General features: G+C 41.3%; 25 protein-coding genes. 20 read left to right on the plus strand and 5 right to left on the minus strand.

Annotation, left to right across the window (positions count from 1 at the left end; genetic code table 11):
* Positions 1-10: 10 nt before the first annotated feature.
* From modA to modC, 3 genes are read left to right on the plus strand one after another with little or no spacing between them, the layout of a single operon-like run.
* A complete protein-coding gene (gene modA / locus AB4507_RS03780) occupies positions 11-769 on the plus strand; it encodes a molybdate ABC transporter substrate-binding protein (RefSeq protein ID WP_017060111.1) in 759 nt (252 codons plus the stop codon).
* Positions 770-1,468 carry a molybdate ABC transporter permease subunit gene (gene modB / locus AB4507_RS03785; protein ID WP_017060110.1) on the plus strand — a complete coding sequence of 233 codons (699 nt, stop codon included), beginning with the start codon at positions 770-772 and terminating at the stop codon, positions 1,466-1,468. It begins immediately after the preceding gene.
* Positions 1,465-2,571, plus strand: a complete 1,107-nt coding sequence (gene modC, locus AB4507_RS03790) for a molybdenum ABC transporter ATP-binding protein ModC (protein WP_017067812.1) — start codon at positions 1,465-1,467, stop codon at positions 2,569-2,571. The genes modB and modC overlap by 4 nt, the downstream gene beginning before the upstream one ends.
* A 311-nt stretch (positions 2,572-2,882) precedes the next feature.
* On the opposite strand, the gene AB4507_RS03795 is transcribed toward modC, so the two are convergent.
* Entirely contained in the window at positions 2,883-3,320 is a 438-nt protein-coding gene (locus AB4507_RS03795; protein WP_017060108.1) for a DUF3069 domain-containing protein, read from the minus strand.
* Between the two features lie 131 nt (positions 3,321-3,451).
* On the opposite strand from AB4507_RS03795, the gene AB4507_RS03800 reads away from it, so the two are divergent.
* Positions 3,452-4,423, plus strand: coding sequence for a diguanylate cyclase (locus AB4507_RS03800; RefSeq protein ID WP_170791831.1), 972 nt, complete (start codon positions 3,452-3,454; stop codon positions 4,421-4,423).
* A gap of 78 nt (positions 4,424-4,501) precedes the next feature.
* Positions 4,502-5,512, plus strand: a complete 1,011-nt coding sequence (locus AB4507_RS03805; RefSeq protein ID WP_029235232.1) for a Solitary outer membrane autotransporter beta-barrel domain — start codon at positions 4,502-4,504, stop codon at positions 5,510-5,512.
* Positions 5,513-5,656: 144 nt separating this feature from the next.
* Here AB4507_RS03805 and AB4507_RS03810 read toward each other — a convergent pair whose 3' ends face one another.
* Positions 5,657-6,898 carry a GGDEF domain-containing protein gene (locus tag AB4507_RS03810; RefSeq protein WP_372182249.1) on the minus strand — a complete coding sequence of 414 codons (1,242 nt, stop codon included), beginning with the start codon at positions 6,896-6,898 and terminating at the stop codon, positions 5,657-5,659.
* Positions 6,899-7,374: 476 nt separating this feature from the next.
* Between AB4507_RS03810 and AB4507_RS03815 the strand changes: the two genes are divergently transcribed.
* From AB4507_RS03815 to AB4507_RS03865, 11 genes are all read left to right on the plus strand, one after another.
* Positions 7,375-7,743: a late competence development ComFB family protein gene (locus AB4507_RS03815; RefSeq protein ID WP_017060104.1), complete on the plus strand. Its 369-nt coding sequence runs from the start codon at positions 7,375-7,377 to the stop codon at positions 7,741-7,743.
* Positions 7,744-7,783: 40 nt separating this feature from the next.
* On the plus strand, positions 7,784-8,065 hold the full coding sequence (locus tag AB4507_RS03820; RefSeq protein ID WP_004731023.1) for an HlyU family transcriptional regulator: 282 nt from the start codon (positions 7,784-7,786) through the stop codon (positions 8,063-8,065).
* A gap of 300 nt (positions 8,066-8,365) precedes the next feature.
* A complete protein-coding gene (gene pntA, locus AB4507_RS03825) occupies positions 8,366-9,913 on the plus strand; it encodes a Re/Si-specific NAD(P)(+) transhydrogenase subunit alpha (protein ID WP_017060103.1) in 1,548 nt (515 codons plus the stop codon).
* A gap of 10 nt (positions 9,914-9,923) precedes the next feature.
* Positions 9,924-11,321 carry a Re/Si-specific NAD(P)(+) transhydrogenase subunit beta gene (gene pntB, locus AB4507_RS03830; RefSeq protein ID WP_372182250.1) on the plus strand — a complete coding sequence of 466 codons (1,398 nt, stop codon included), beginning with the start codon at positions 9,924-9,926 and terminating at the stop codon, positions 11,319-11,321.
* Between the two features lie 716 nt (positions 11,322-12,037).
* Positions 12,038-12,202: a hypothetical protein gene (locus AB4507_RS03835; protein WP_181359913.1), complete on the plus strand. Its 165-nt coding sequence runs from the start codon at positions 12,038-12,040 to the stop codon at positions 12,200-12,202.
* Between the two features lie 54 nt (positions 12,203-12,256).
* Entirely contained in the window at positions 12,257-13,348 is a 1,092-nt protein-coding gene (locus tag AB4507_RS03840) for a hypothetical protein (RefSeq protein WP_108082819.1), read from the plus strand.
* Positions 13,349-13,353: 5 nt separating this feature from the next.
* Positions 13,354-16,083: a DEAD/DEAH box helicase family protein gene (locus AB4507_RS03845; protein WP_372182251.1), complete on the plus strand. Its 2,730-nt coding sequence runs from the start codon at positions 13,354-13,356 to the stop codon at positions 16,081-16,083.
* 287 nt (positions 16,084-16,370) lie between these two features.
* Complete coding sequence (locus AB4507_RS03850) at positions 16,371-17,426, plus strand: hypothetical protein (protein WP_372117161.1); 1,056 nt, start codon at positions 16,371-16,373, stop codon at positions 17,424-17,426.
* Between the two features lie 139 nt (positions 17,427-17,565).
* Positions 17,566-18,669 (plus strand): hypothetical protein, encoded by a 1,104-nt coding sequence (locus tag AB4507_RS03855; protein ID WP_108082816.1) that lies wholly within the window; start codon positions 17,566-17,568, stop codon positions 18,667-18,669.
* A 6-nt stretch (positions 18,670-18,675) separates the two neighbouring features.
* Complete coding sequence (locus tag AB4507_RS03860) at positions 18,676-19,203, plus strand: hypothetical protein (RefSeq protein ID WP_219910245.1); 528 nt, start codon at positions 18,676-18,678, stop codon at positions 19,201-19,203.
* 50 nt (positions 19,204-19,253) lie between these two features.
* Entirely contained in the window at positions 19,254-19,814 is a 561-nt protein-coding gene (locus tag AB4507_RS03865) for a hypothetical protein (protein WP_108082815.1), read from the plus strand.
* 54 nt (positions 19,815-19,868) lie between these two features.
* Here AB4507_RS03865 and AB4507_RS03870 read toward each other — a convergent pair whose 3' ends face one another.
* Entirely contained in the window at positions 19,869-20,219 is a 351-nt protein-coding gene (locus tag AB4507_RS03870) for a hypothetical protein (protein WP_372117163.1), read from the minus strand.
* A 158-nt stretch (positions 20,220-20,377) separates the two neighbouring features.
* On the minus strand, positions 20,378-21,001 hold the full coding sequence (locus AB4507_RS03875) for a recombinase family protein (RefSeq protein ID WP_372117165.1): 624 nt from the start codon (positions 20,999-21,001) through the stop codon (positions 20,378-20,380).
* Between the two features lie 283 nt (positions 21,002-21,284).
* On the opposite strand from AB4507_RS03875, the gene AB4507_RS03880 reads away from it, so the two are divergent.
* From AB4507_RS03880 to AB4507_RS03895, 4 genes are read left to right on the plus strand one after another with little or no spacing between them, the layout of a single operon-like run.
* The gene (locus tag AB4507_RS03880) at positions 21,285-21,482 is read left to right on the plus strand and encodes a hypothetical protein (protein WP_215945742.1); all 198 of its coding nucleotides are present in this window, start codon (positions 21,285-21,287) and stop codon (positions 21,480-21,482) included.
* The gene (locus AB4507_RS03885) at positions 21,475-23,394 is read left to right on the plus strand and encodes a terminase large subunit domain-containing protein (RefSeq protein WP_372117166.1); all 1,920 of its coding nucleotides are present in this window, start codon (positions 21,475-21,477) and stop codon (positions 23,392-23,394) included. Before AB4507_RS03880 ends, AB4507_RS03885 begins: the two co-directional genes overlap by 8 nt.
* Positions 23,395-23,397: 3 nt before the next feature.
* Positions 23,398-23,700, plus strand: a complete 303-nt coding sequence (locus AB4507_RS03890) for a hypothetical protein (RefSeq protein WP_372117167.1) — start codon at positions 23,398-23,400, stop codon at positions 23,698-23,700.
* 53 nt (positions 23,701-23,753) lie between these two features.
* On the plus strand, positions 23,754-24,068 hold the full coding sequence (locus AB4507_RS03895) for a hypothetical protein (protein WP_372117168.1): 315 nt from the start codon (positions 23,754-23,756) through the stop codon (positions 24,066-24,068).
* Positions 24,069-24,182: 114 nt separating this feature from the next.
* On the opposite strand, the gene AB4507_RS03900 is transcribed toward AB4507_RS03895, so the two are convergent.
* Positions 24,183-24,800 carry a hypothetical protein gene (locus AB4507_RS03900; protein ID WP_372117170.1) on the minus strand — a complete coding sequence of 206 codons (618 nt, stop codon included), beginning with the start codon at positions 24,798-24,800 and terminating at the stop codon, positions 24,183-24,185.
* Positions 24,801-24,836: the final 36 nt, after the last annotated feature.

Consider the following 24,836-nt stretch of genomic DNA (forward strand, 5'->3'; position numbering starts at 1 on the left):
AGTGATAACAATGAAAAAGCGAGTCTTCCTTTTAACCATGGCTTTAACTTCGGCATTGAGTTCTAGTCATCTTTTTGCTGCGGAAAAGCTACGAGTTTACGCTGCATCGTCGATGACCAATGCGGTTAATCTGTTGGTTGAAGAGTTTGAGAAAGACCATTCTGTCGATGTGATTCCTGTGTACGCGAGTACGTCGTCTTTGGTGCGACAAATCGAAAGAGGAGCACCAGCAGACATTTTTATCTCGGCAAATGAGAAATGGATGACGCATTTAGTCGATCGTAAATTGGTTTATAGTGACAATGTCACAAACCTATGTGAAAACGAACTGGTGCTGATTGCTCCTAAAGAGACATCGGTAACGTTAGACCTATCAAAAGGTGAACAATGGGCTAAACTGCTTACTAATGAAAGGCTTGCAGTGGGTAACACCATGTCGGTTCCTGCTGGTATCTATGCAAAAGAAGCGTTAGAAACGTTAGGTGTATGGGACGATGTGAAAACTCGATTGGCGCCAAGTAACAATGTTCGTATGGCCTTAGCCTTAGTCGAGCGCAGTGAAGCTAAGCTTGGCATTGTCTACAAAACGGATGCGTTGCTTTCTAAAGAAGTAAACCTAGTGTCGACCTTCCCATCAGATCTGCACACACCAATACGTTACCCTGTAGCGAAGTTGAGTGATAAAGTTGTGGCAGAAGAGTTCTATACTTTCCTAAAGAGCGAAAAAGCGAAAGACACCTTGAACAGTTTTGGATTTGAAGTGCGTTAAATGATGTATTTATCGGAATACGAATACCAAGCCTTAATGCTGAGCTTAAAAGTCGCTGGGTTTGCAATCTTATGGCTTATCCCTATCGGTATTGGCTTAGCATGGCTACTTGCTAAGAAACAATTTGTAGGTAAGAGCATTGTTGAGAGTATTGTCCATTTACCTTTGGTACTTCCACCTGTGGTTATTGGCTATTTACTGCTAGTGATGATGGGCAGGCAAGGTATCATAGGTTCGTGGCTCAATGACGTGTTTGGTATTGTATTCAGCTTTAGCTGGAAGGGCGCGGCACTCGCTTGTGTGGTTGTGGCGTTGCCGCTGATGGTTCGCTCTATTAGATTGAGCCTAGAAACCGTAGACAGTAAGCTTGAAGAGGCGGCTGCTACATTAGGCGCTTCACCTCTTCGTGTGTTTTTCACGATCACTTTACCCTTGATGATCCCAGGGGTCATTACCGGCACCATGCTTTCATTCGCAAGAAGCCTAGGGGAGTTTGGCGCGACCATCAGCTTCGTTTCAAATATTCCCGGTGAAACTCAAACCATTCCTTTGGCTATGTATACCTTTATTGAAACCCCTGGCGCTGAAATGGAAGCCGCGCGTTTGTGTGTCATTTCTATTGTGATAGCGCTGGGTTCATTGATGCTATCTGAGTGGCTCAACAAAAAGTCAGCACAACGCTTGGGAGGCAATGCATGAGTGCTTTGATCCTCCAATATCAACAACAACTTGGTGAAACGTTCTTTGATATCGACTTGGAATTACCAAGTAGCGGCATTACGGCAATTTTTGGTCGTTCTGGCGCGGGTAAAACCTCACTTATCAATGCAATCAGTGGCCTTAAACAGCCCGATAAAGGTCTGATCAGCGTATCTGGAACCACACTGTTCGATAGTGAAAATGGCATTAATTTGCCGACTCACAAACGCAACGTCGGTTATGTGTTCCAAGAGTCGCGATTGTTTCCACATATGAAGGTGGCAGCGAACCTTAAATACGGTATGAAAAGCGTCGATCAAGCGCACTTTGAGCAAATAGTCTCGCTGTTGTCTTTGGGTTCATTGCTTGACCGATACCCAGCTCGTTTGTCTGGCGGTGAGAAGCAACGTGTGGCGATTGGCCGCGCTTTGTTATCAAAGCCGAGCATTTTGTTGATGGATGAGCCTTTAGCGTCTCTCGACTTGCCTCGTAAGCGCGAAGTGATGCCATTTCTGGAAAACTTATCCGAAACCGTCCAAATCCCGATCATCTATGTCACTCATAGCCTCAATGAAATTTTACGCTTGGCAAATCACCTTGTGATTATTGACCAAGGCAAAGTGATTTCGTCGGGTGTGACGGAAGAGGTTTGGGCATCGAGAGCCATGCAACCTTGGCAATCTTTCTCAGAGCAAAGCTCGTTGTTTGAAGCGACATTAGCGGAACACAATGACGATTATGCGCTGTCTCGCCTGATGCTAGGAAAGTCGACGTCGTTATGGGTTCAGAAAGTATCGAGTGAGCTTGGTACGACAGTGAGGCTGCAAGTTAGGGCAAATGATGTCTCTATCACGCTAGAACGGCCGAAAGGGACTTCTATACGTAACATCCTTCCAGTGACCATTAAAAGTGTAGAGACGCACCAGCAAGGCACAAATAAGCAGAGTGTCGCTGTCGAGCTAGAGTTAGAGTCTGGGTGCTATCTATGGGCAACCATTACTTTGTGGGCGCTGGATGAGTTGAATCTAGAAATCGGGCAGCGTGTTTACGCTCAAATTAAAGGTGTGAGTGTCGCTCAAAGAGATATCGCGGTAACGCATTAAACCTGAGAAGGTTTGCTTTTCGATATTGTCGCGATACTGCCTGTTATAGGTTCTGAAAATTCGGTCTTGATTCCATGAATGGATACATGCGTCATTTTTATACGGTATAACTGCCAGTTTTGCGCCACACTATATGAGTGTTAAGGCATATGATTTGTCGAATCATATGAACATTAGCAACAAGAACATACAGACGTAACGATCGACGAACAGAAAATAGCGGATATAAAAAAGCCGCGTGTTTAAAGAAACATGCGGCTTAATTCTAAGTAGTACTGTTAGCGCTTAGCCTAGTTTAGGCGACTAGCGACTTACTTAGTAAAAACTTCTTTGAAATCACGCTTCAAGATTGCATCACGACGAGCTTTCTTGATTTGTTTAACCATGTCTTTTACACAGTTGTGTAGAACTTGGTCTAGCAGTTGAGCACGGTACTCTTCTTTTTCTTCGTCAGACATGTCTTCTGGAAGTTTAAGAGTGGGGAACTCTTCCATCACGTTAACACCAGCGAAAGCTTGGCTAACTGAGATTAGAGCGTGGAACTGCTCGAAGTTGTCTAAAACATTTTGTGCGCTTGCTGGAAGACTATCCCAAGCTTCGCGTACTGCTTCTTCAGACACTTCGTGAATAGAAGTAACCATAAAGTGCATCTCTTTTGGTACGCCATCAAATTCGATAACTTGACGAAGTTCTGGTGAGATGGTGGTTAAATCGATTTCTTGTTGTTCGTTGTTTGTAGCGTCTGACATAGTATTTCTCTTTAAAAAGAAACAATGCTAAAAAGATCTGTAAAAAAGTCAATATAATATAGAGATTAGGGCATGATTTAAGCCCAAATTTGAGCTACTTTGAATATTCAACACTAGATAAAGGTGATGTGATGATAGAAAAGGGATCTTCAATGCGCATATTGCTGGTTGATGACGTTCAACTAGACAGGATGCAACTTGCTATCCGACTCAAGCAACTGGGTCATATTGTAGAAGCTGTCGGTAGCGGAAAAGAAGCCCTGAGTGTTTATTCTGATTTTGATCCTGAACTCGTGTTACTTGATATCAGCATGCCTGATATGGATGGTTTTGAAGTGGCGAATGAGGTTCGAAGCCGATTCCCAGAATGGGTTCCCATCATCTTTCTTAGTGGTCACGAAGAACCTGAGATGATCGCAAAAGCGATTGACGCTGGTGGCGATGATTACCTGATCAAGCCAGTAAACAAGGTTGTTTTGAATTCTAAGCTGATTGCGATGCAACGTATCGCGCACATGAGACGAGAGCTAAAACAAAGCACAGCCAAACTCGAAGAACTGAACATCCTTCTGCAGCAACAAGCCAACGAAGATGGCCTGACCAAATTGTATAACCGTCGATATATGGATACTAAGCTTGAAGAGAGCATAGCGTGGCACGGAAGACGTAATATATCCATGACAGTCATACTTCTAGATGTAGACTTCTTTAAGCCTTACAACGATAATTATGGTCATATTCAAGGGGATAAGTGCTTACAAGGGCTTGCTAATACCTTGAAACAGCTGTTTGTTCGTGCGGGAGAATTTGTAGGTCGTTATGGCGGTGAAGAGTTTGTTCTGATTCTTAGCGATACAGACAGTGAAGGCGCTAAGGTACACGCGACTCGAGTTAAAGAGGCATTGCATGAGATGAACTACGCTCATGAACACTCAACGGTATCGGATAGAGTGACAGCGTCACAAGGTGTGTTGTCATTTGTGCCAGAAGGTGGCGAATCTATTGCGTCTATTTACGAAAAGGTCGATCAAGCGCTTTATCAAGCGAAGCAAAGTGGTAGAAATACCTTTGTACAACGTAACATTTTGGAGCTTGCGCGTTAGTTGGCGAGCTCTTTTAGATATTTGAATTTATACTTCTAATAGCGTTTGAGCTAGGAAGTACTTTAAGTGATAAAAGAAATGCCACATTCGAAGTCATTTTCTATGACTAACACATCTTGGACGCTTGCGGTTCCTCTATTTTTTACCGCTTTGGCGACCACTGTTAATGCCAATACGCTATCTGATCTTTTTCGAAAGGATCTAGAGCAGAGCTTTGCCACCAGTGTATTGCTCAACGACACCGATGTTTTCACTTTTGGTATCAATAACTTTGACCCCAATAAAGTGTTTAGTTTGGACAATGAAGACATCGGTTCGAATGATTCGGTAAGTCGTCGCCAAAACATCACCTCCCTGAGTTTGCCTTACACATTTGAATTACCAAGTTACATCGAAGACAACCATCAAGAGGTGACGCTACGCTTGTCTGCATTGCGAATCGAGAACGATGTCGAGTACGCGGCAGCAAACAGAAACGATTTTCAAAAAGAGTCGGTAGTGTCTGGCTACGTCGAATTCGCGAATGTGTCCCAGTTAGACGAATATTGGAGCTTCAGTTCTGCAATCGGTAACCACATCTCTTACTACCGCAATGATTATGAATATCGCGCTTCGTTGCTAAAGCCTATTCAAGACCAACTGGATGGCGTATATCTCAATACTGATGCTTGGGCGTACATTATCGAGCCTAAAATCAAGCTGATGTACGAAGATAAGAATGACTGGGGAAAGTATAAATTGAGTACCAGTTGGCATTACTTTAATGGCATCGGCTGGGGCGAGGCGAACAATGGCAATGTCGGCCACCCAGAAGGGTGGTATATTGCCAATGAAGCCAAGGTTTTCTATGATCTCGTACGTTGGGATAAGAACATCACATCGATGTACTCGAGTATAAGACGAATTGATATTGGCGGTGACACTGTGGCCTCTATGGGCACCACATCTTACTACGAGGGCAGTGTTGGCTGGTTGCTTAACCCAAACCTGTTTAATGAGTGGGTCGATAATGTGGGAATAGGTTTTACGATTAACTACGGAAGTAGTTTAAAAGGTGGCAGCTTGGTTATCTTCTTCAACCAAGATTAAGCTCTCTTTTTCCAGTTGAGCTATACGGCCTCAAATCAATGAGGCTCGTTGAACTTGGAAGTGATAGTTATTGAAGCTGTTCGCTATTAATGCCTTAAGTTATTTAGTTCTCTAGCACTCAATATCTTTCGCTATCAACCATTGTTAACTATCAATACACAGTTTGTTTCGACCGGTTTCTTTAGCTTTATACAGCGCTTGGTCAGCAAGCTTCAACACCTCTTCAGGATGTCTGGTGGTTGTACTATCAGACAATCCAATACTCACCGTCACATTCACTACTTCTGATGGTTTGCCGTTCTTACCACGCTTTTTCATACCCACTTCATGATCGTCAGGGCGCTCGTGACTATTCCGAATCGTCATGTCGTAGTTTTGAACCTCGGAAATCAGAGCTTGAAGGTGCTCTTTAACTTGTTCCGAATGTTTTCCTTTGAAGATAATCGTGAACTCTTCTCCACCATAGCGATAAGCTTTAGCGCCGCCTGTGGTTTCCCTCAGAATGCGTGCCACCAGTTTTAACACATCGTCGCCAATGTCATGTCCGTAGGTATCGTTGAATTGTTTAAAGTGATCAATATCGACCATCGCCATCGAATACTTACGCCCCAAGTGCTTCATATCGACTTCTAAGGCGTGTCGACCGGGAATGTTAGTCAGTTGGTCGTTAAAGGCCATATCATGACTAGCAGACATCACATAGACGATGATCAGTGTGCCTGACAGCGAGAACATGGTGCTCGAGATGTACTGAATATCGAAGAAGATGAACGTACAAGAAGAAAGCAGGATAGCGCTATAAACCACAACATCGATAGAGCGGTTATACACCAACACGAGAATGGCAGTAAGGCCAAGCAAGCAAAGGCTATACAGCACTAAAACAAAAGGCAGTTTGGAGAAGTCTCTGACAATAAATAGAAGACCATCACTCCATGATTCAAAACCGCCGGCATGGAAGTGAGAGACGATCAATTGTGCCCACACCATAAACAGAACAAGAACGATGGCGTAGAGCAGCATCGACTTTGAGTTTACGCCGTTATCAGGGAAGGCATAAACAAGTAAGCAAGTGACAGGTACTAATGCCGCAAGTAACGAGAGCTCTAATAGCGTTGTGCCAGTATTGAGAGGCGTTTGTAAGCGAACTTGGATGATCAGATAAGCGACAAGCATGGTCACCGATACCATCGCCATTCGACCTTGTCTGAACGTATGGCATAGCAGAACCGCAACGCTCAATAAAATGTAAGGGAGGTTGCTAGCAAACCCTAAATTTGAGTCCGTCACGAGAATGACGTTGTCCATACCAACGAGCAAAATTGTTAACAGGACTAAAGGGAAGCAAAATCGAAACATGCTCGACGTTACAAAAGATGATGCCATTTATGTGGTGAGCCTAACTATATTGATGATCTTATTATTTAATACTATGCGTAGGATACGGTTAAACAAGCGATTGCCAAGCTTTTTGCCTAAATTAGAGCAAAAACATAGTCATAGGTCGCTATTGGTGCAATCATTTTTATATGTATTTTGAGTTGCTATTAACCTTAGAACGAACTACACAGTATATATGAGAAATTAATTAGTCGTTATAGATACTTAACAAAATCTGCTCTGCTGCTCTTACGTTGGCGCTGTCACTTAAAGGGCTTGATGATCAGTTATCATTGAGTGACCTTTTCATTAAGCGACGAAGATCTGTAATGAAGTCAGAGTAAGATTAAATAATGCCTAAGTTTCAACTATGGACAGTAAAACCTATAACTGAGTTATAGAAAGCTATTAGGAATTGCATGGTTTCAAGTGACTTTAGAAACGACTGCGACTAGAAAAACCGCTACAAATGGAGGTGTGGTATGCAAATTAGTGTTGATGTACATAACTATATGGAAACTCTGGTCGGTCATGTATTGGCTACCGAGGAATATGTGTCTAGTTATACCAACGAACAGTTGGCCGATCTCGCGTGCTTGGCTTTGGGCCAGCTAAAACCTATCTATATTCGTTTTGATATCGATTTTCTGTCAGCATTGCCAGAAGACAAATTGGTGCTCTATAAACGCAATAGTGAGATCGCGGTCAAAAATGCAGAAAGTATGATTATTGACGATCGAAGACGTGAACGTGACGACAATGTGCCTGTTATATTTAGTCAACACAATTTTGACGATGACGTAGAATTGCAATGGTATGAAAAGCCGTTGTTGAACCGTAAACAGTCATGATAGTTTAGGGTGAATACGGTCATTTAAGGAGTAAAAAAACGTGGGATTCTTTTCTAGATTATTTGGTGGCAAAGAAAAAACCGAACAAAAAGTAGAGATTGAGCCAGTCGAATATAAGGGTTTCAATATCTATCAAGATGCCATTGCAGAATCTGGTCAATACCGTGTTGCTGGGCGAATCGAGAAAGAATTCGATGGTGAAATCAAAACTCACCGTTTTATTCGTTCAGATGTTGTTTCAAACAAACAAGATGCCGATGAATTGATGCTCAAAAAATCGCAGATGTTCATCGACCAAATGGGCGACAATATATTTAGCTAACCAATTAGGGTTAGAATTGATGTTGGTCATAATTTAGAGAGCTTTCAGTGTATATGCTGAAAGCTCTTTTTAGTTTTATGGATAAAGAACAGCTAGTGAGTTGTTATTAAAAGGATTATTTGCAAGTGGTTTGACCTCTTGGTTCGAGACGGTCGTCATTTATCCGAATGAAGCGCTCAAATTCCGTCCAAATCGTTATAAGTAATAACTTTTCCTGTTCTTTGAACAAAACGCTTGAAGTATTAGTTGTCGTTAGATACAAACGAATAAGTCATTCGTGCCAATAGTCAAGGAATAGCTATGCAAATTGGTGTACCAAGAGAAACGCTCGCAGGTGAAACGCGAGTCGCTGCTTCGCCGAAATCGGTAGAACAGCTTCTAAAATTAGGATTTGAAGTTTGTGTTGAATCACAAGCAGGTGCGTTAGCAAGTTTTGAAGATGCAGCTTATGAACAAGCTGGAGCAAAAGTTGTCACCGCAGATGAAGCTTGGAAATCCGATATTATCTTTAAAGTTAACGCTCCGATCGTTGACGAGTCTAAAAATGAAATCGATCTTCTTAAAGATGGCGCAACATTGGTCAGCTTTATTTGGCCTGCTCAAAATCCAGAGTTAATGGAACAATTGTCCAGTCGTAACATCAACGTGATGGCGATGGATTCTGTACCACGAATTTCAAGAGCTCAGGCGTTAGATGCATTGAGTTCTATGGCAAACATCGCGGGTTATCGTGCTGTTGTTGAAGCGGCGCATGAGTTTGGTCGATTCTTCACGGGCCAGATTACGGCTGCGGGTAAAGTTCCACCAGCAAAAGTACTGGTTGCAGGTGCTGGTGTTGCTGGACTAGCGGCAATCGGCGCTGCGGGTAGCTTAGGTGCGATCGTTCGTTCATTCGATGTTCGTCCTGAAGTTAAAGAACAAGTTGAGTCGATGGGCGCTGAATTCTTGGAAGTGGATTTCAAGGAAGACACCAGTGCTGGTGACGGCTACGCAAAAGAGATGTCTGAAGCATTCAATAAGAAAGCGGAAGAGCTTTATGCAGCTCAAGCAAAAGACGTTGATATCATCATTACTACGGCGCTGATTCCAGGTCGCCCGGCTCCGAAGCTGATTACTAAAGAGATGGTAGACAGCATGAGTGCAGGTAGTGTGATTGTAGACCTTGCGGCGGCCAATGGCGGTAACTGTGAATACACGGTTGCGGATCAAGTCATTACAACGGCTAATGGCGTGAAGGTGGTTGGTTACACTGATATGGTTGGTCGACTGCCGACTCAATCATCTCAACTGTATGCAACGAACCTAGTTAACCTTTTGAAACTGCTTTGCAAAGAGAAAGATGGCAACATCAATATCGACTTTGAAGATGTTGTTCTGCGTGGTGTTACTGTCGTTAAAGAGGGCGAGGTCACTTGGCCAGCTCCACCAATTCAAGTTTCAGCTCAACCACAACAAACTAAGCCAAAAGCGGCCAAACCAGAGCCTAAAGTTGAAGAACCTGTTTCTCCGATTAAGAAAGCGGCGGGTATGGCGGTAGCTGTTGGTGCATTCGCTTGGGTAGCTTCGGTTGCTCCAGCTGCGTTCTTATCTCACTTTACCGTTTTTGTTCTCGCTTGTGTGGTGGGTTATTACGTAGTTTGGAATGTAAGCCATTCTCTGCATACGCCTTTGATGTCCGTGACTAACGCTATTTCAGGCATCATTGTAGTAGGTGCACTGTTACAGATCGGGCAAGGAAGTGGCGTCGTCACGTTCTTATCATTTATTGCCGTATTAATTGCAAGTATCAATATCTTTGGTGGCTTTACCGTGACCAAACGTATGCTTGAAATGTTCCGTAAAGACTAAGGAGTAACAGATGTCTGAAGGATTAGTACAAGCAGCTTATATTGTTGCTGCTGTATTTTTTATTATGAGCTTGGCTGGGTTATCGAAACAGGAATCTGCGCGTGCAGGTAACTATTACGGTATCACGGGTATGGCAATCGCGTTGATCGCAACGATCTTTGGCCCTCACTCTGCTGGTATTGTGTGGATCATCATTGCTATGGTGATCGGTGGTGGTATTGGTATCCACTACGCAAGAAAAGTAGAAATGACTGAAATGCCAGAGCTGGTTGCAATTCTGCACAGCTTCGTAGGTATGGCTGCAGTACTTGTAGGTTACAACAGCTACATCGATCCACCTGCTGCTGTTTCTATTAACCCTGCAGATATTCATGCAGAGCACGTTATCCATCTAGTGGAAGTGTTCCTTGGCGTGTTTATCGGTGCGGTGACGTTCACGGGTTCTATTGTTGCGTTTGGTAAGCTTCGTGGCGTTATCTCTTCGTCTGCATTGAACATCCCTCATAAGCACAAGTGGAATCTAGCGGCTATCGTAGTTTCTACACTGCTGATGATCATGTTCGTTAAAGCAGACGGCAGCATGTTCGCACTAATGGTGATGACACTTATCGCATTCGCATTCGGTTACCACCTAGTGGCATCGATTGGCGGTGCAGATATGCCAGTAGTTGTCTCTATGCTGAACTCGTACTCTGGTTGGGCAGCAGCAGCGGCAGGTTTCATGCTTGCAAACGATCTGCTTATCGTAACTGGTGCATTGGTTGGTTCGTCGGGTGCGATTCTGTCTTACATTATGTGTAAGGCGATGAACCGCTCTTTCATCAGCGTTATTGCTGGTGGATTCGGCCAAGAAGTGGTTGTGTCTGATGGCGATGAAGAGCAAGGTGAACACCGCGAAACATCAGCTGAAGATGTGGCTGATATGCTGAAAAACTCTAAGTCAGTAATCATCACTCCTGGATACGGCATGGCAGTAGCTCAAGCACAATACCCAGTGCATGAAATCACTGAGAAGCTACGAGCGCAGGGCATTAATGTTCGATTTGGTATCCACCCAGTTGCTGGTAGGTTACCGGGTCACATGAACGTACTGCTTGCTGAAGCGAAAGTGCCTTACGATATCGTTCTAGAAATGGACGAAATCAACGATGACTTCGATGAGACAGATACTGTATTGGTAATTGGTGCGAATGACACCGTAAACCCTGCAGCACTTGAAGATCCAAACAGCCCAATTGCTGGTATGCCAGTACTTGAAGTTTGGAACGCTCAGAATGTTATCGTATTCAAGCGTTCGATGAACACAGGTTACGCCGGTGTGCAAAACCCACTGTTCTTCAAAGAGAACACGCAGATGCTGTTTGGCGATGCTAAAACAAGTTGTTCTAAAATTTTAGAGCACCTTTAGTGGATTTGAGTTGTATTGCACACGGCAGTTGATAATAAAAAACCCACCTAGTGTGGGTTTTCTTGTTTCTGGAGCACATCGGTTGATGCTAACCCATGATCGTTCAATGTGGATTGGAAGCAAACGGCTTCTCTTGATGATTTCTACCTATAAGATCTTAGAGAAAGTTTGTTTGAAAATTATTTCCAAGAAAGTTGCAAATAATGTTTATTCTGGGTTTCTACGTGGTAAAATGTAAATGTTGGTGGGAGCCAACGGTGACTATTCTGATTATGAAGTTGACGTTCTGTTAACTAACAATTCCAAAACGATTGAATACTATGAACAAACCCTTTATTGGAGTTTGTTTCCCTCCAATTTTAGTAATCCCTGATAAATACGAAATAACCAATGACATGATCAAGGTCATCTTTGAAGATCTGGGTGGTACTTATGCAGAGATGGCAATAGGTTTAGATGAAAAAGCGTGTTAGCTACCTTACAAAGGTTCATGGCTGGAAACGTCCAGATTCAAAGGTGCAGCGGTTTAACGCTGCATGAATCATTACCGTTCAATCGGATCATTAACATACGAAATACAGCATTAGAATAAATAACATTGCAAGGTGTCAAGGTGGAGTTGTTACCACCAACATTGAGAACGGGGAGTGGTTACCCCGTTTTCTTTCACCTAAATAATCAATGAGCGTTGATAACAACCAAAAGGAGTAAAGATCATGACTCAAAAAGAAATTTATGAAAAATATGGTTTAACTGTATGTGCTAGAAACATTCGTCAAAGCAAAGAACACGTATGTCGCCAAGCAAAGAAAGCAGGTTGGAGAGCACCGACCAACGAAGAGATCGCAGATAACGTTCTGCGCCTAATTTATAACCAATAACAACAAGCCCAGTGAGAATAATATTATGTGAGGGTGTCAATATGGAATAATAACATGACACTAAGCATCAACCTTTCAATTAACGTCGAATCATCAAAAGATAGATGGATCGAAAAAGACCAAGTTTGCATCCAGTACCATGATACATGGGTGACCAAAACAATACCGTGGACTGAGAACAATTTAAAATTGGTCGTATCAAATGACCTGATGTGTGGAATTAGTTCAACAGGTCGAAAAGGCAAAGACGCAATAACAGAAACATGGTGTTACTACGTGGACATCGATGATCCTACACGTCATGGCGCAGACTTGATCGACCACGTGCACCGATGCTTTAACCGACATGGTATTGCACATGCAATATCCACCAGCGTTAACAACAAACGTGAAAAGAAAAAGCCTAGCGGTGAAATACTACCAGCATGTCCACGTTTGAAAGTTTTAATCCCACTTGCACAACCAATCCCACTAGCAACTAATGTCCAGAAAAAGATCTGGGAACACAACAAAGTACGGTGCTTTGCTTACATCCAAAAGATTCTCGGTGAAGATATTCCACTTGATAAGAGTTCACACGATGCCAACCGCTATTCATACCGTGCAAATACCAACGCAGATAACTTTGAATGGCGTTTTGCAGATGGTAAACCCCTACCACTACATAAAGTCCTAAAAGCCCCGTGTACGTTCATACAGAAGCTAATTGACGACGGTGTTGCAGGTATTGAAGCAGGTGACGAGCTTTACTATGAACATTGCAAAGTTGAAGTTGAAAAGAAACGTGCTGCGAAACTCAAAGACCTAGAGTTAAAAGGGATCGATGTTAAGCGACAACATCAACTGGTGATGACCGCTGCAAAGTTTTTCTTTAGTCAAAACCGTGATCGTGGTGATTGGGTTCAAGTATGCCAAGCATTCGTTAATGAACATTTGGGTTACTTATCAGATCACACAACGTTAACCCGTGGCGAACTGGTTAGTTTCACTCCGTCGTTTTCACACGATGCTGTAAAAGCTGGAACTATCGTGCATTTAGCAAAGAAATACGGTTGGACTAAACCGTCAAATAAACCAAATATCGAAGACATCAAAGTATCAAAGAGCATGGAAAGCGCACTGTCTTTCCTGAATAACAAGGCATAACAATAATGATAAACACCTTGCAACCAAAGATTGGGCAACAATTAGCTCCAATTTTTATCCGTGCATCAAAGCACATAGAAAACCTAGAGTTAACCAAGCAACAACACCTATCCAGTAAACTAGGTGACATCTTCAACATCTTAAAGAAAGGTAAATTCTTAAACCTATATGGTGAAATGTCACTAGGTAAAACACGACTAATCAAAGGACTGTTTTATCACTGGAAATTACTAGGTTACACACTGATCTTAATCCCGAATCGAAACAACCTTGCAGTACAAAGCAAAGAGGATTTGGAACAAGGGAAAGATTCAACAAAAGTCCTGAAGCTATTCGGTAACAGGCAGGACATAATTGAAGATTCTGATGGTTTGATCGTAGCGTCATGTGATGCGGTTTATAAGTTGGCTAAAGACGACAAATTACCACCTAAATGCGTATTCATTTATGACGAAATGCACGAAGCTGACATGCATTTTCGTTCATGCTACAACCACATGGTGGAGTACCATCGAAGCGTCAGCAAGTTGTATCAAGATCACATAGTCATTGGCATGACAGCGACACCAACCCCCTTCAACATCTTCAGACACTGTTTAGACAACACGGTGAATTGTTACCGAAATGAAGACCCTGAAGCGAAGGTGATCAGAAAGTATTATGTGGTTGAGGGTGAACTAACACGGTCAATCGTCCATGACTTCATTGATCGAAGTATCGAGCAAGAAAAGCTACCGTTCTACATCAAGAACAACCAAGAGGAAATCGAATCCGTTTACATTAGTAAGAAATTAGACGGTGTTAGCTCCGCAGTCGTCCAAGCATTATCGAAGTATTCAAGTTCAACCATTGGTAAAACAATGAAGAACGATGCTAACCAATTAATTAAGACTGGCAAAACTACAAACTTTGATTTTCTTACTGGAACTGTAGCAATCAGTGCAGGGATCAACTTGTATGAGAATAAGCGTCAAGGTGTTATTGCAACAGATGTAACAATTAACCCATTAGCAGTAACTCAAAGTGCTGGACGCTTAAGGAATAAGACGCAAAGTGAAGGTATAGCCGATAATGACACGTACATCTTTACTAACATGGCTAAAGACCAGATGTTAAAACCGAGGTGTTATTATTCGATTAAGAAAGCGTATGAAGATGCATTCGAGGCACTACAGACAACTAAAGTATACGTGAATGAAAAGGGTGTTGAATTATTAGGCGAAGTCGAGAAGAAAACCTTTGAGGGGATCGGGGAGTACATCAAACAAAACGATGATGGGAGCCATCGTTTTGTCATCGGTACAATTGATAATTTGGCTGCGTTGAAGTGGTTTAAGCAGTTGGAGCGTGATCCGATTAGGTACATTGCATTTCGTGAATTTGCATACCCAGATTCGAATAACGATGGAAAATGTTTTGAATTAACTCAAGACGTTATAGACGAATACTTAACCAACATACACAGCAACAAAGAGTTCATGAAGCGATTTTCATATGATTTGTTCATGACCTATTCCGATTTTGAAGCTGCAACCAGTACCAACTTACAACCTGCAAGCATAGCAAGTGATCTAGTTTCTGCCGACAATAAGAACATGTTGAAGTTGTCACCAGTAGATATCCGTGACGAAGTATTGAACCCTGAAGACCGTGACGAACTGTCACCAACCACAGCCGTTAAATGGTCTGCATCGTGTAAAGCTGGTTTCGATAAAGGGTTCAAACGTTACTCAAAGCGTCATGAAGCAGAACATAAGAAACCTTTGAGTCATGATGAATACAATGCGTTGTACCCACTGGTTGAACATTTCTACTTCATTAAACGTTCGAAGTTGCATGATGCGTATAGAAAGTTCGATTACATTGAGTTCACCCGTGAACTTCGTGGTTTACCTACCGAATGGTGGGCTAAGTCCAATGGTATTTCAAAAGCATGTAAAGCTGGTTATAAGTCTTTGTGTACGGGTATTGCTGAGACGATGATCCATGACCCAAGTTACATCGACACGACATTAACGTTGACCAATGACACACCTATGAAGTTCGCAAAGGTATTGGCAATTGTTGCTAGGGAAAGTTTATCTAATACTGCAAAGGGTACATTACCAGATCTGAAGAATGCGACATATGAAGCTATGAAGCAAGCACATGCAGTCATGACCAACGGTGCTACTGATACGTTTTCGATGATCGGTTACACAAACAAAAATGGTACGGTGACAATGGCTCCAAGTAAAAGTGATGCGCTACGACTGGTCGAGATGTTCTATGACCGAGTAGATCTAGAACAGGTCAAAGTGAAAAGTATGTCACCTGATGAACGTAAAGCGTATATCGAAGCCAAGCAAGGTAAGAAAGATTCAAAGGGTAAAACGATTGTTGTACCGCATGAATATGAATTATTACCGAATGCATACTTCAAAGCTGTTACCAGTGGTGGACATGATCGACCAGAATTTGAGGGTGGGGAGATCGAAGACCTAAAACGCACCTATGCGATTGAAGCTGAAGCGTTGGCACATGATGAAGAGGTGAAAGCTAATCGTCGTGGTTATGACAAGAAACGTGATACAACTGAAGAACGTAAAGAGCGTGACCGATTGAGAAAGAAAGCTAAACGTGCTGAAGCTACCCCAGAACAGAAAGAGAAAGAGCGTATACGCAAGGCAGCTAAACGTGCTGAAGTTAAAGAAAGGCTAGCAGCGAGTTATGACTTATCCGACGTGACATTTTAATTTGTCCGTCCCCCGATCAACAAAATGAAAAATGGGTTGGTTTATATAGAAAGCTAAACCATTTTTTGTAAAAACGAGCGGGGGACGGACAAATTATGTTTGTAAAAAAACGAGCGGGGAGCAGTTGACTTTGGTGAGAAACGATTCAAGGAAAACACGTTGGTGCAAGCTACCGATATCAAGTTATTACTTGATAAATTGGTGGATTACCATTTCACCAACGTTCAATGTAAAATAGCGCAATCAGATGCACATCGGTGGTGTATTACAGTAGCGTGAGAAACTGAATGACGAATAAAAAGATTGCTTTTTCTAATGAAGAAAACTTCAAATCGTTTATGACCCAATACGAAGCTATTGAGGACTTAGATGAGATACCTGAAAAGATACCTGATGGTATTAAAATTGGGGACTATGCGATCCGAGATGTTATGGTTATTGAGCTTAAGACCCTGAAAGATGACCCCAAAGAGAAAATGGAAAACTATTTCCATGACATAATGAAGCGTCCTGACTTTCCCGCCATTTATGGTGAACTTAATTTTCGCCGTGTTGTGAGCTTGCTACCTGATGGCAATCGGATCATCCGTAAGTTCGAGCAAAAAGCATTTCGTCAGATTGAAAGCATTATGCGCAAAGCTAACAAGCAAGTAATCTCGACTATTGAGCACCTAAAAATGAACCCTAATACAGCAGGGACACTCATTATAATTAACGAACTTGCTGAGTTTTTCGAACCTGATGTGTTAGTGAAGTATCTTGCTGATATGTTGGGTTCAAAGTCAATGAACTCAACAAGCGAACTTAGATTTCCTCACCTCCACAATGTCATCTTGATGCAAGATACCCACAAAGTAACAAATACTAATAATAGTGGTACATTTATACCAGTTTACCATGTTGTAAATGATAATTTAGAAGATACAGAAACAACTCAAATAGCAGAGAAAGCACTTAGTGACATTATTGAGAAATATTCTCATTATAGTAATTGTAACCATGCGGTACATAACAACGGTCAATTTGACGTTGAAAAGATTGAGCAACCACAAGCGAAAGAACCCTTGAGAGGTCAAGAGTGGATTGAAGATCAGTACCGTAAAAATCGGTACATGAAAGACTTTACGGATGAGCAGTTAATCGAGTTCGGTTCAATGGTTATGTCTGTTTGCTACGCTATCGTTTTAAAAGAAAAACCATTAATTGTTGACCATCATCGTAAAATGCAACTTTTCAGGAATCAAATCGAGCTATTAGAAGAAAGTAGACTAAGACCGTTTGACTTAAAGCGACTTGATATTGACCCTCGAAGATACGCACCTAAAGCAAGTCACCTCAATTAACAGTGTCACAAATAAAAGCAATAACGTTTAGCAGAAGATCTTAAGTGATTTATTTGTCATTAGCGTGCAAGCTAACTTATTTTGAAATAACAGTTTTTTATGCTTCAATAAGCAAATCGTAGCATTAGGAGCCTATTGAATGAGTACAGGGGTTGTTTCCTTTTTTAAATACAAAAAACTCGGATTTTATCGTTATAGAGAAGATGATTACTGTGAAGATCTAAGCATGGGCGACATGCTCGAATCTTTGCATGAGTGGTTTCAAGACCGCATCTCACTAGAGGATACTCTTCTATGGGATGATGAAACTCCAGGTTATTCACATAGAAAGAAAGTGTATCTAAAAGCCATAGAACGTGACCCGTTGACTGGGGACTATATGATTGTTCTATGGCGTGCTATTGGTCAAGGTAATGGAGTCTATGGTATCCGTGCTGATTCGAAGCTCGATGATAACCGCTTGTATAACGCTGATGATGCGGCAGAAGATGACGCAAAAGTTATCTGGGGTGAAGCTGCGTACTATTGGTTTGTGCCAGATAAAAAGGTGTTTGCATCTATCCGTTTCCATAATTCAGTTGCAGATACCTTAATGCTGAATAGTTTCTTTCGTGACTTCATGTGGTTGCATAGCAATATTAAGCGTAAGGTGCGAGAGGTTAAGGATGGTAGACAAGGTAACTATACATCTGTTTACTTTAAGTCTGATGATGACAATAACAACGAAAAATTATGGTTCCGTTGCGAAACTAAACAATACACCAAATTGACGACTCAAGCAGACTTAGGAAAGATCGCTAGGGACATTACACACTTCGTTAAGCGTGAGGTTATTGCGGCACGAGATGTTCAAGAAAATGATTGGACTCGCTTCTTCAAAGGTTTACCTTTTGTTTCTGGTGAAGTGACGAAGCAGACTCGAAAAATTGAAGTCAACATTGATGCGAAACCCACTGAAGACGAGTTAAGAAAGATCTTCGATAGTTACAATGATGAATACGATGGTGGCTTGGATGATTGGCGTAACTTGGGGTTCCGTAAAGAGGGTGTCGGTGGGATTTGTTGGTTGAACCAATTCGTAGTTAAAAATGTTCTGGTTGTAAATGACATGGTAGGTGGTGGTGTTGATGATACTGGTCACTATACAACCAAAAGATTGTTCAATGCGTTAGAGCTAAAACGTGATAATCTATTAGCTGCATTTGAGCAAGAAGATGCTCAAGAAGAAGCGGTTAATGGGTGATTAAAAATGAAGTCGCCAATTCAAAAATTTGTTGTTTGGCATCTTATAGTCGCTTTACTCGTCACATCAGTTAGTTATTGTTTTAGAGGTGATATTAAGTTTTCTGAAATACAGAGCCTAATATCTATTCTACAAAATACGTCAGCTATGATTTTTACTATCATGGGTTTATGGATTGCATATGTTTATCCAAATGTGATTCTACGTATCGTTCAACCTAGTAAAGTGGTAGCGGTATTTTCTGACGAAGATGAATTGACGGTCAAGTTACTTGTTGGTGTGATTGTGCTATCTGCTGCGACGATGGGCTTACTTGTATTAGGAACGTCGTTACAAGTTTTCATTGTGAAAACTAGCATGTTTGCAATACATCCTAATGTGTTTAGTTTTGTGGGGCTTTGGTTCTTGCTTGCGCTAACCTATGTACAACTGTTTTGTATCTATATGGTAATTGCAACAAGTGTTAATTTCGTGATGAAGCTAAAAAATGCAAAGCACAGTAAGGCATTATCTAAAAAGCTAGACGGCAAATGAGAATGTAAAGGGTGACTATTCAGTCACCCTTTTTTATTCAGAGAATAGTTATGAACAAACTCGAAATTGCTCCACACATGCTTTACCGTGCTGCTAAATCTTACGTTGAAGCGCAAAACGATTTTGACTATATCCAAGCAATTTTACTTGCCGGATCTGCGATGTACATTTGTGAACCATTGTTAGAAGAACAAGGGAAGGCAACCCAAGCACATGAACGTGCAGAGCGCATTATTAAATTACGTGAGGCTAAATCTGAAATTATTAACAATCGGTTGGTAATTCAGTGGGGAGCTATCTCTATAACTGAAAAAGAAAAAAGTAAAATTAGGAAGCGAACACGTAGAACTGACAGAGCTGTATACAACGCATTGAAACATTCTGGATTCTATATGCGTGGCAAATTGATTAAGAAAGCTAGTGACGACCTAGATATGATGGATGTTTTAGATGAGTATCAGGATTATCGTAACGCAGCAGAAGAGATTATCTTAGATGCGATTGCTGACTATATGAATCTTGATTTTTATGGTGAATTTCAACCATATAATCTACCTGAAGAAGTTCGTAGTGTGCTGAATTGCATTTACATAGAAGATGCATTTAGATAAGTAAAAAATGGTGACCTGTTGTTCACCATTTTCTTTAGTTGTAGTAGGTTGAAACTAATCTCGACTAAAGCGTTCCCATGCAGCTTCATGTTCTTCAGTTTCATCAATACAATTTTGGCAAAGGAGTGCGTCTCTATAAGATTCTTGCTCATAAGCCTCTGCTAGCTCTGCCGCCTCAAGAGTTGTAGAGCAATTGTTATGATACCCACCTGGATCTGTGACGCCGTCACAAGTTTGGGACAAATGAGGTTCTAAAACTCGCTGTTGTGCGGTACTTAGAGATGCATAGGTGTTATCTACAGCTCGTTGAGCTAGGCCCTCAATAAAATCTGGTTGTTTATCATCAAAGTAATTGGTATCAAGTTGATGTTTTAAAATCTGTTCTATCTCAGTCATATATTCCACAGTGGACACATTAAACGTGACACATATAATCAACTAAATTTTATATAGATACAACTTCATAATTAAGGGTGTCTTCATTATTTTTAGTACTTCTTGATTGTGCTCAAAGTTAAACGTAAAGATCCTTTTCGTCAGTGAGCGAAGAACTTTTCTCTATGCTACTTGTTCTCTTTGATGTAGCGGTAAAGCGTAGCAACACCAACTCCGTTTGCTTTTGCTGCCTTTTCTTTAGTAAACCCTTTCTCTACGTCCTTTAGTGCAGCTTTGCATTTAGCAATTGTCTTTTCACTTTGTGGGCGACCTTTGTAGATACCCTCAGCTTTAGCAATTGCTATACCTTCAGCTTGGCGACGTTTACGGTCTTCATAGTCTTTACGTGCAAATGCTGCGAACATATCCAGAAACATGCTGTTAACTGCTTGCATGATGATTTGAGTGATGTCGTCACCCTCTGCAACTGTCAACGCTGCGTGTGAAGTTGGAAGATCAACAGCAACAATGTTTACGCCTTTACCTTTGATAACGTCTTTAAGCGTTTCCCAATCTTCTTTAGTCAAACGTGATAGGCGATCAACTTGTTCGATTAGAATCGTGTCACCTTTCGTACTGTCTTCTAGTAGCTGCATCAATACAGGTCGATCCAGTTTTGCACCACTTTCATTTTCAACATAGAAGTGTTCAGCTTTTAGGTGTTTACCACCCAAAAAGCTAACCATCGTTTCCTTTGCACGTTCTGCATTTTGCTCTTTAGTTGATGCACGAAGATAAACACGAATTGCCATTTCTAAATCCTATCGTTTGGGTCTAATTTGATAAGGCTAATGATAATCCTATCGTATGGGTATGTAAATAACCAAAGTGATAGGGGTCTATCATTTGTTTTCAGGTTCCCGATAGGGCATACCCAATTGATAGTGTGATAAATGAATGCATTAAATCGACGACGTTCAATAAACGTCCGAACCCTTTTCTCCATACGGTAAAACTTCGGAAATGTAAGGAAATTAGCGGAAACTAAAACCCATAAATAACTCAAGAAGTCGACTAAAACTTATTGAGGATTTTATGGCGAAGAAAAGAATTAAAGTCTCAGCGGGAAGTAAAGCACGACCAATGAGACGCACCGTAGATCATGAAGAGGTCTACGAAGATTTGAGACAAGGTTTTCGTCCATGCGACATAGCACGTAAGTACCAGATATCAGATCGAATGGTTCGCTATATCAGAGCGAACCTCAAAGCGTTGGAGTCATCCGATGCCTAAATCAATTAAATCAGTATTCACCCACAAAGTAGACGTGGATTCATTGGGTGTTGATGCTGGCGGCGGTAACAAGTACTTCAACCACAAAGAACTGATGATGTTAAATCCTCAGTTCGAGTTCAAGCCTAGAAAGATGGAGTTTCTTACTGACGACGAACTACCACCAACATTTGAAGAGTTCGAAGAATGGAAAGAGATTAAGAAAGCGATTTTTAACACCGATCCTTTGTCCCTATGGTGTAAAGATGAAGATGGTCAATTCGGTAAACGTCATTCTTTATCAAGGGTATTCCGTGGTGAAGATTCCAGAGCACTTTACACACAACGTCATTTAGAAGAGTACGTCAAGTGTAGGGATGACATTCTACATTTTGCTAAGTATTGCTCTATTACTAACATCGACCACGGTCAGATTGTTGTACCAATTCGAAATTATCAGGTTGATTTACTTAAACATTTAGACTCGAACCGAAATTCGATCATCATGTTAAGTCGTCAATTGGGTAAGTCCACGCTTGCTGCAATCCATCTAGCACACTTCATTTGCTTCAACGACAAACCCGCAGCAATCGTAAGTTTCACAAAAGCATCAGCACTCGAAATCTTTGACCGAACGAAAGAAGCGTTGGAGATGTTACCCGATTGGTTGCAACCGTCACCAACAAAGCTAACGGATGAAGTCATGCACTTTGCTCATGGTGCAAAGATTGTAGCCAGACAGGGAGGTAAGAATGCACTTCGTGGTGATAGTTACGCAAAAGTATTCGTTGACGAGTTCGCCCACTTTGAAGATCTAGAAACCACTTGGAACAAAGCGATTAGACCTGTTGTTAGTTCAGGAAAACGAAGCTCAATCATAGTTTGTTCTACACCCAATGGCGACAATGTTTTCAAACAATTATGGGATAACGCACTTGCAGGCGTGAACAGTTTTAAGACGTTCCAAGGTGATTGGAGAATAAACCAAGACAGACTGTACTCAGACGAATCTGGTTTGCTGGATTTTGGCGAGCACTTTAAAACGAATGAAATTGCGACCATCGGACGTATTGCGTTTGAACAAGAACACGAAACATCTTTCCTAACAAGCAATCAGTGCATAGTTGATAGTTATGTTTTTGATAACGCAATAATTCAAGATAAACCAGAACAAAACGGCGTGACCCTAAAGTCAGGTCAGCTTGTCAAGTTCAAAGAATACTCTTACCCAGTGATTGGTCACCGTTACACCATAGGAATTGATCCTGCGGAGAACGTAGGGATTGACTCAACGGTTATAACTGTCATTGACCAATCTGTTACCCCAGTTGAATTGGTCGCTACATTCTCGGATCCAAGTGTTTACCCAAGCGAAACCGCAGAGATAGCAGGAACCTTAGCCAAGCACTATAACAATGCGTTTGTATTCGTTGAAGTCAACATTCCTGCTGGAGGGGAAGTTATCAAATACCTAGAAACTAACGAGAGTTATCGCAACATCTATGTAAAGCAAGGTGCGAGTTATCAAGGAATTAAGTTAGTCAAAGCAGACCGTAAACATGGCTGCAACTTAATCAAAAATCTATTTGAAGAACAAGAAATGGTTATTAACTCACCTGATTTGTTCAGAGAGTTGATGCGTTTCTGTTTCGATATAAAAAAACAGGTCTATCGAGCAAGTGATGGACATGATGACTACGTGATGAGCGTCATGATGCATTCAATAGGTCTAAACGATCAGTTATTCCATTCTGTGTGGATGGAAGACACGTCACACCTAGAAGTGTATGAACCTGATGATCTAGATATCCCTATTGTCATTAAAAATGGTGGGTGGGGTGAAGATTACTATCACGGTTATCAAGATGGTCACGCACCAAGCATTTACGAAGTTGCGACTCAATTTAACCAGTTAATGAATTTTAGAGGATAAATTATGGGCTTTATAAGCAAGATTAAGAAAAAAGTAGGGTTCCAACAGCAAGGAATGGAATCCATTGATGCAATTGAAATGTTTGTCCATCCAAAACAGCATGAATTTAGACAAAGCTGTGCTCGATTCGATGATTGTGATGGGTATTACACCAAAGGGAAGTGGTGGGAAGATTCGAATGACACGAGCTATGAAGAGTGGAATGAAGAAGCATTCGATCTATACGCTAGAGAATATCACGGCTTAGAAACGGATGAAGACCGTTATAGTTTATACAATCAAGACCGAAGTTGGATGATGCAATAGTGATATTTCCAAAAAGAAATTTTAAGACATACGAACCAAATGAGTTCGTAGATTTGATTAAGCAAGATAAAGATAAGTTAAAAGAAATCGGAGAATTACAACCTATGAAGACATTCAAAACATTTATGAAAGACGAAGCACTAGATAAGCTGATAGCTGAAGCAAGCTTGACTGATATTCAAAATATATTCAATGAAGTTGATTTGGATATCATTGAACCTGATAAGGTAAGTGGTCATGAGAACCTTAAGCGTTTTAGCTTTACTGCAATGACACGAAAAGGGACTAGAGTGAGCCTTGATGTTGGGTTATCTGAGCTTCTAACCATTGGTTTTATAAAGAACTTGATTCGCATTAGTTATTCATAGTTCACAAGCTTTGGAACGCAGAGAGATGGTGAAATACCTCCCTGCTAATACTGCCTTACAAATTTAACTGTATATTAATACAGTATTCGTGAAATGTGCTACACTTTGAAAAGTTTAAGAACTTAGTGGTTTGGCCTCTACCTTTGCAATATCTGTGTTTGTTGAAGTCGTAGACGCTGATCCATCCGTAGGTGTTTCAGTTTTCTCTGAATTTTTCCCAGTATTCATAACATTAGCAGATAATTCTTGGAGTTTTTTTACGAATACATCCCAGTTATAGCCTGCAACGCCACCGATAGCTAAATAGCCAAATGTTGCAGTCACTGATGGTGTATTTAAAGTTGAAGAAGTAGCTTGATTTGTTAGTACAACTAGACCACTTTGTAACAATGCAAAGATTAATAGCCCAACAACAACAGCAAGTAGTGGAGCTAATAAAAATCCCCAAAGATGGTCTCTGTCAAAACTCTTTTCGATAGCAACATAGCGATGAAATGATGTTATGCCTAAAATTGAGCAACCTAACAAAGCCCCAATCATTGTAAAGAACAAACTTTGTACGTGAGGTGGTAATGTTATGTTTGTCCCCCACAGACCTGAGATTACAGAAAAATTGTTAACCCAACCACCAATGAGCAACCAAATTGCAGCTATGGTGTAAATAAAAATATAGATAGGAACAACGAATGCGTACGAAGGTTGTTTGCTAGAGTTGTCAGTAGGTTCGCTCAAAATTTAGACCTTATCGTAGATAAATGTGAGCGATAC

The sequence above is a fragment of the Vibrio sp. 10N.222.54.A3 genome, from assembly GCF_041474095.1.
Classification (GTDB): domain Bacteria; phylum Pseudomonadota; class Gammaproteobacteria; order Enterobacterales; family Vibrionaceae; genus Vibrio; species Vibrio crassostreae_C.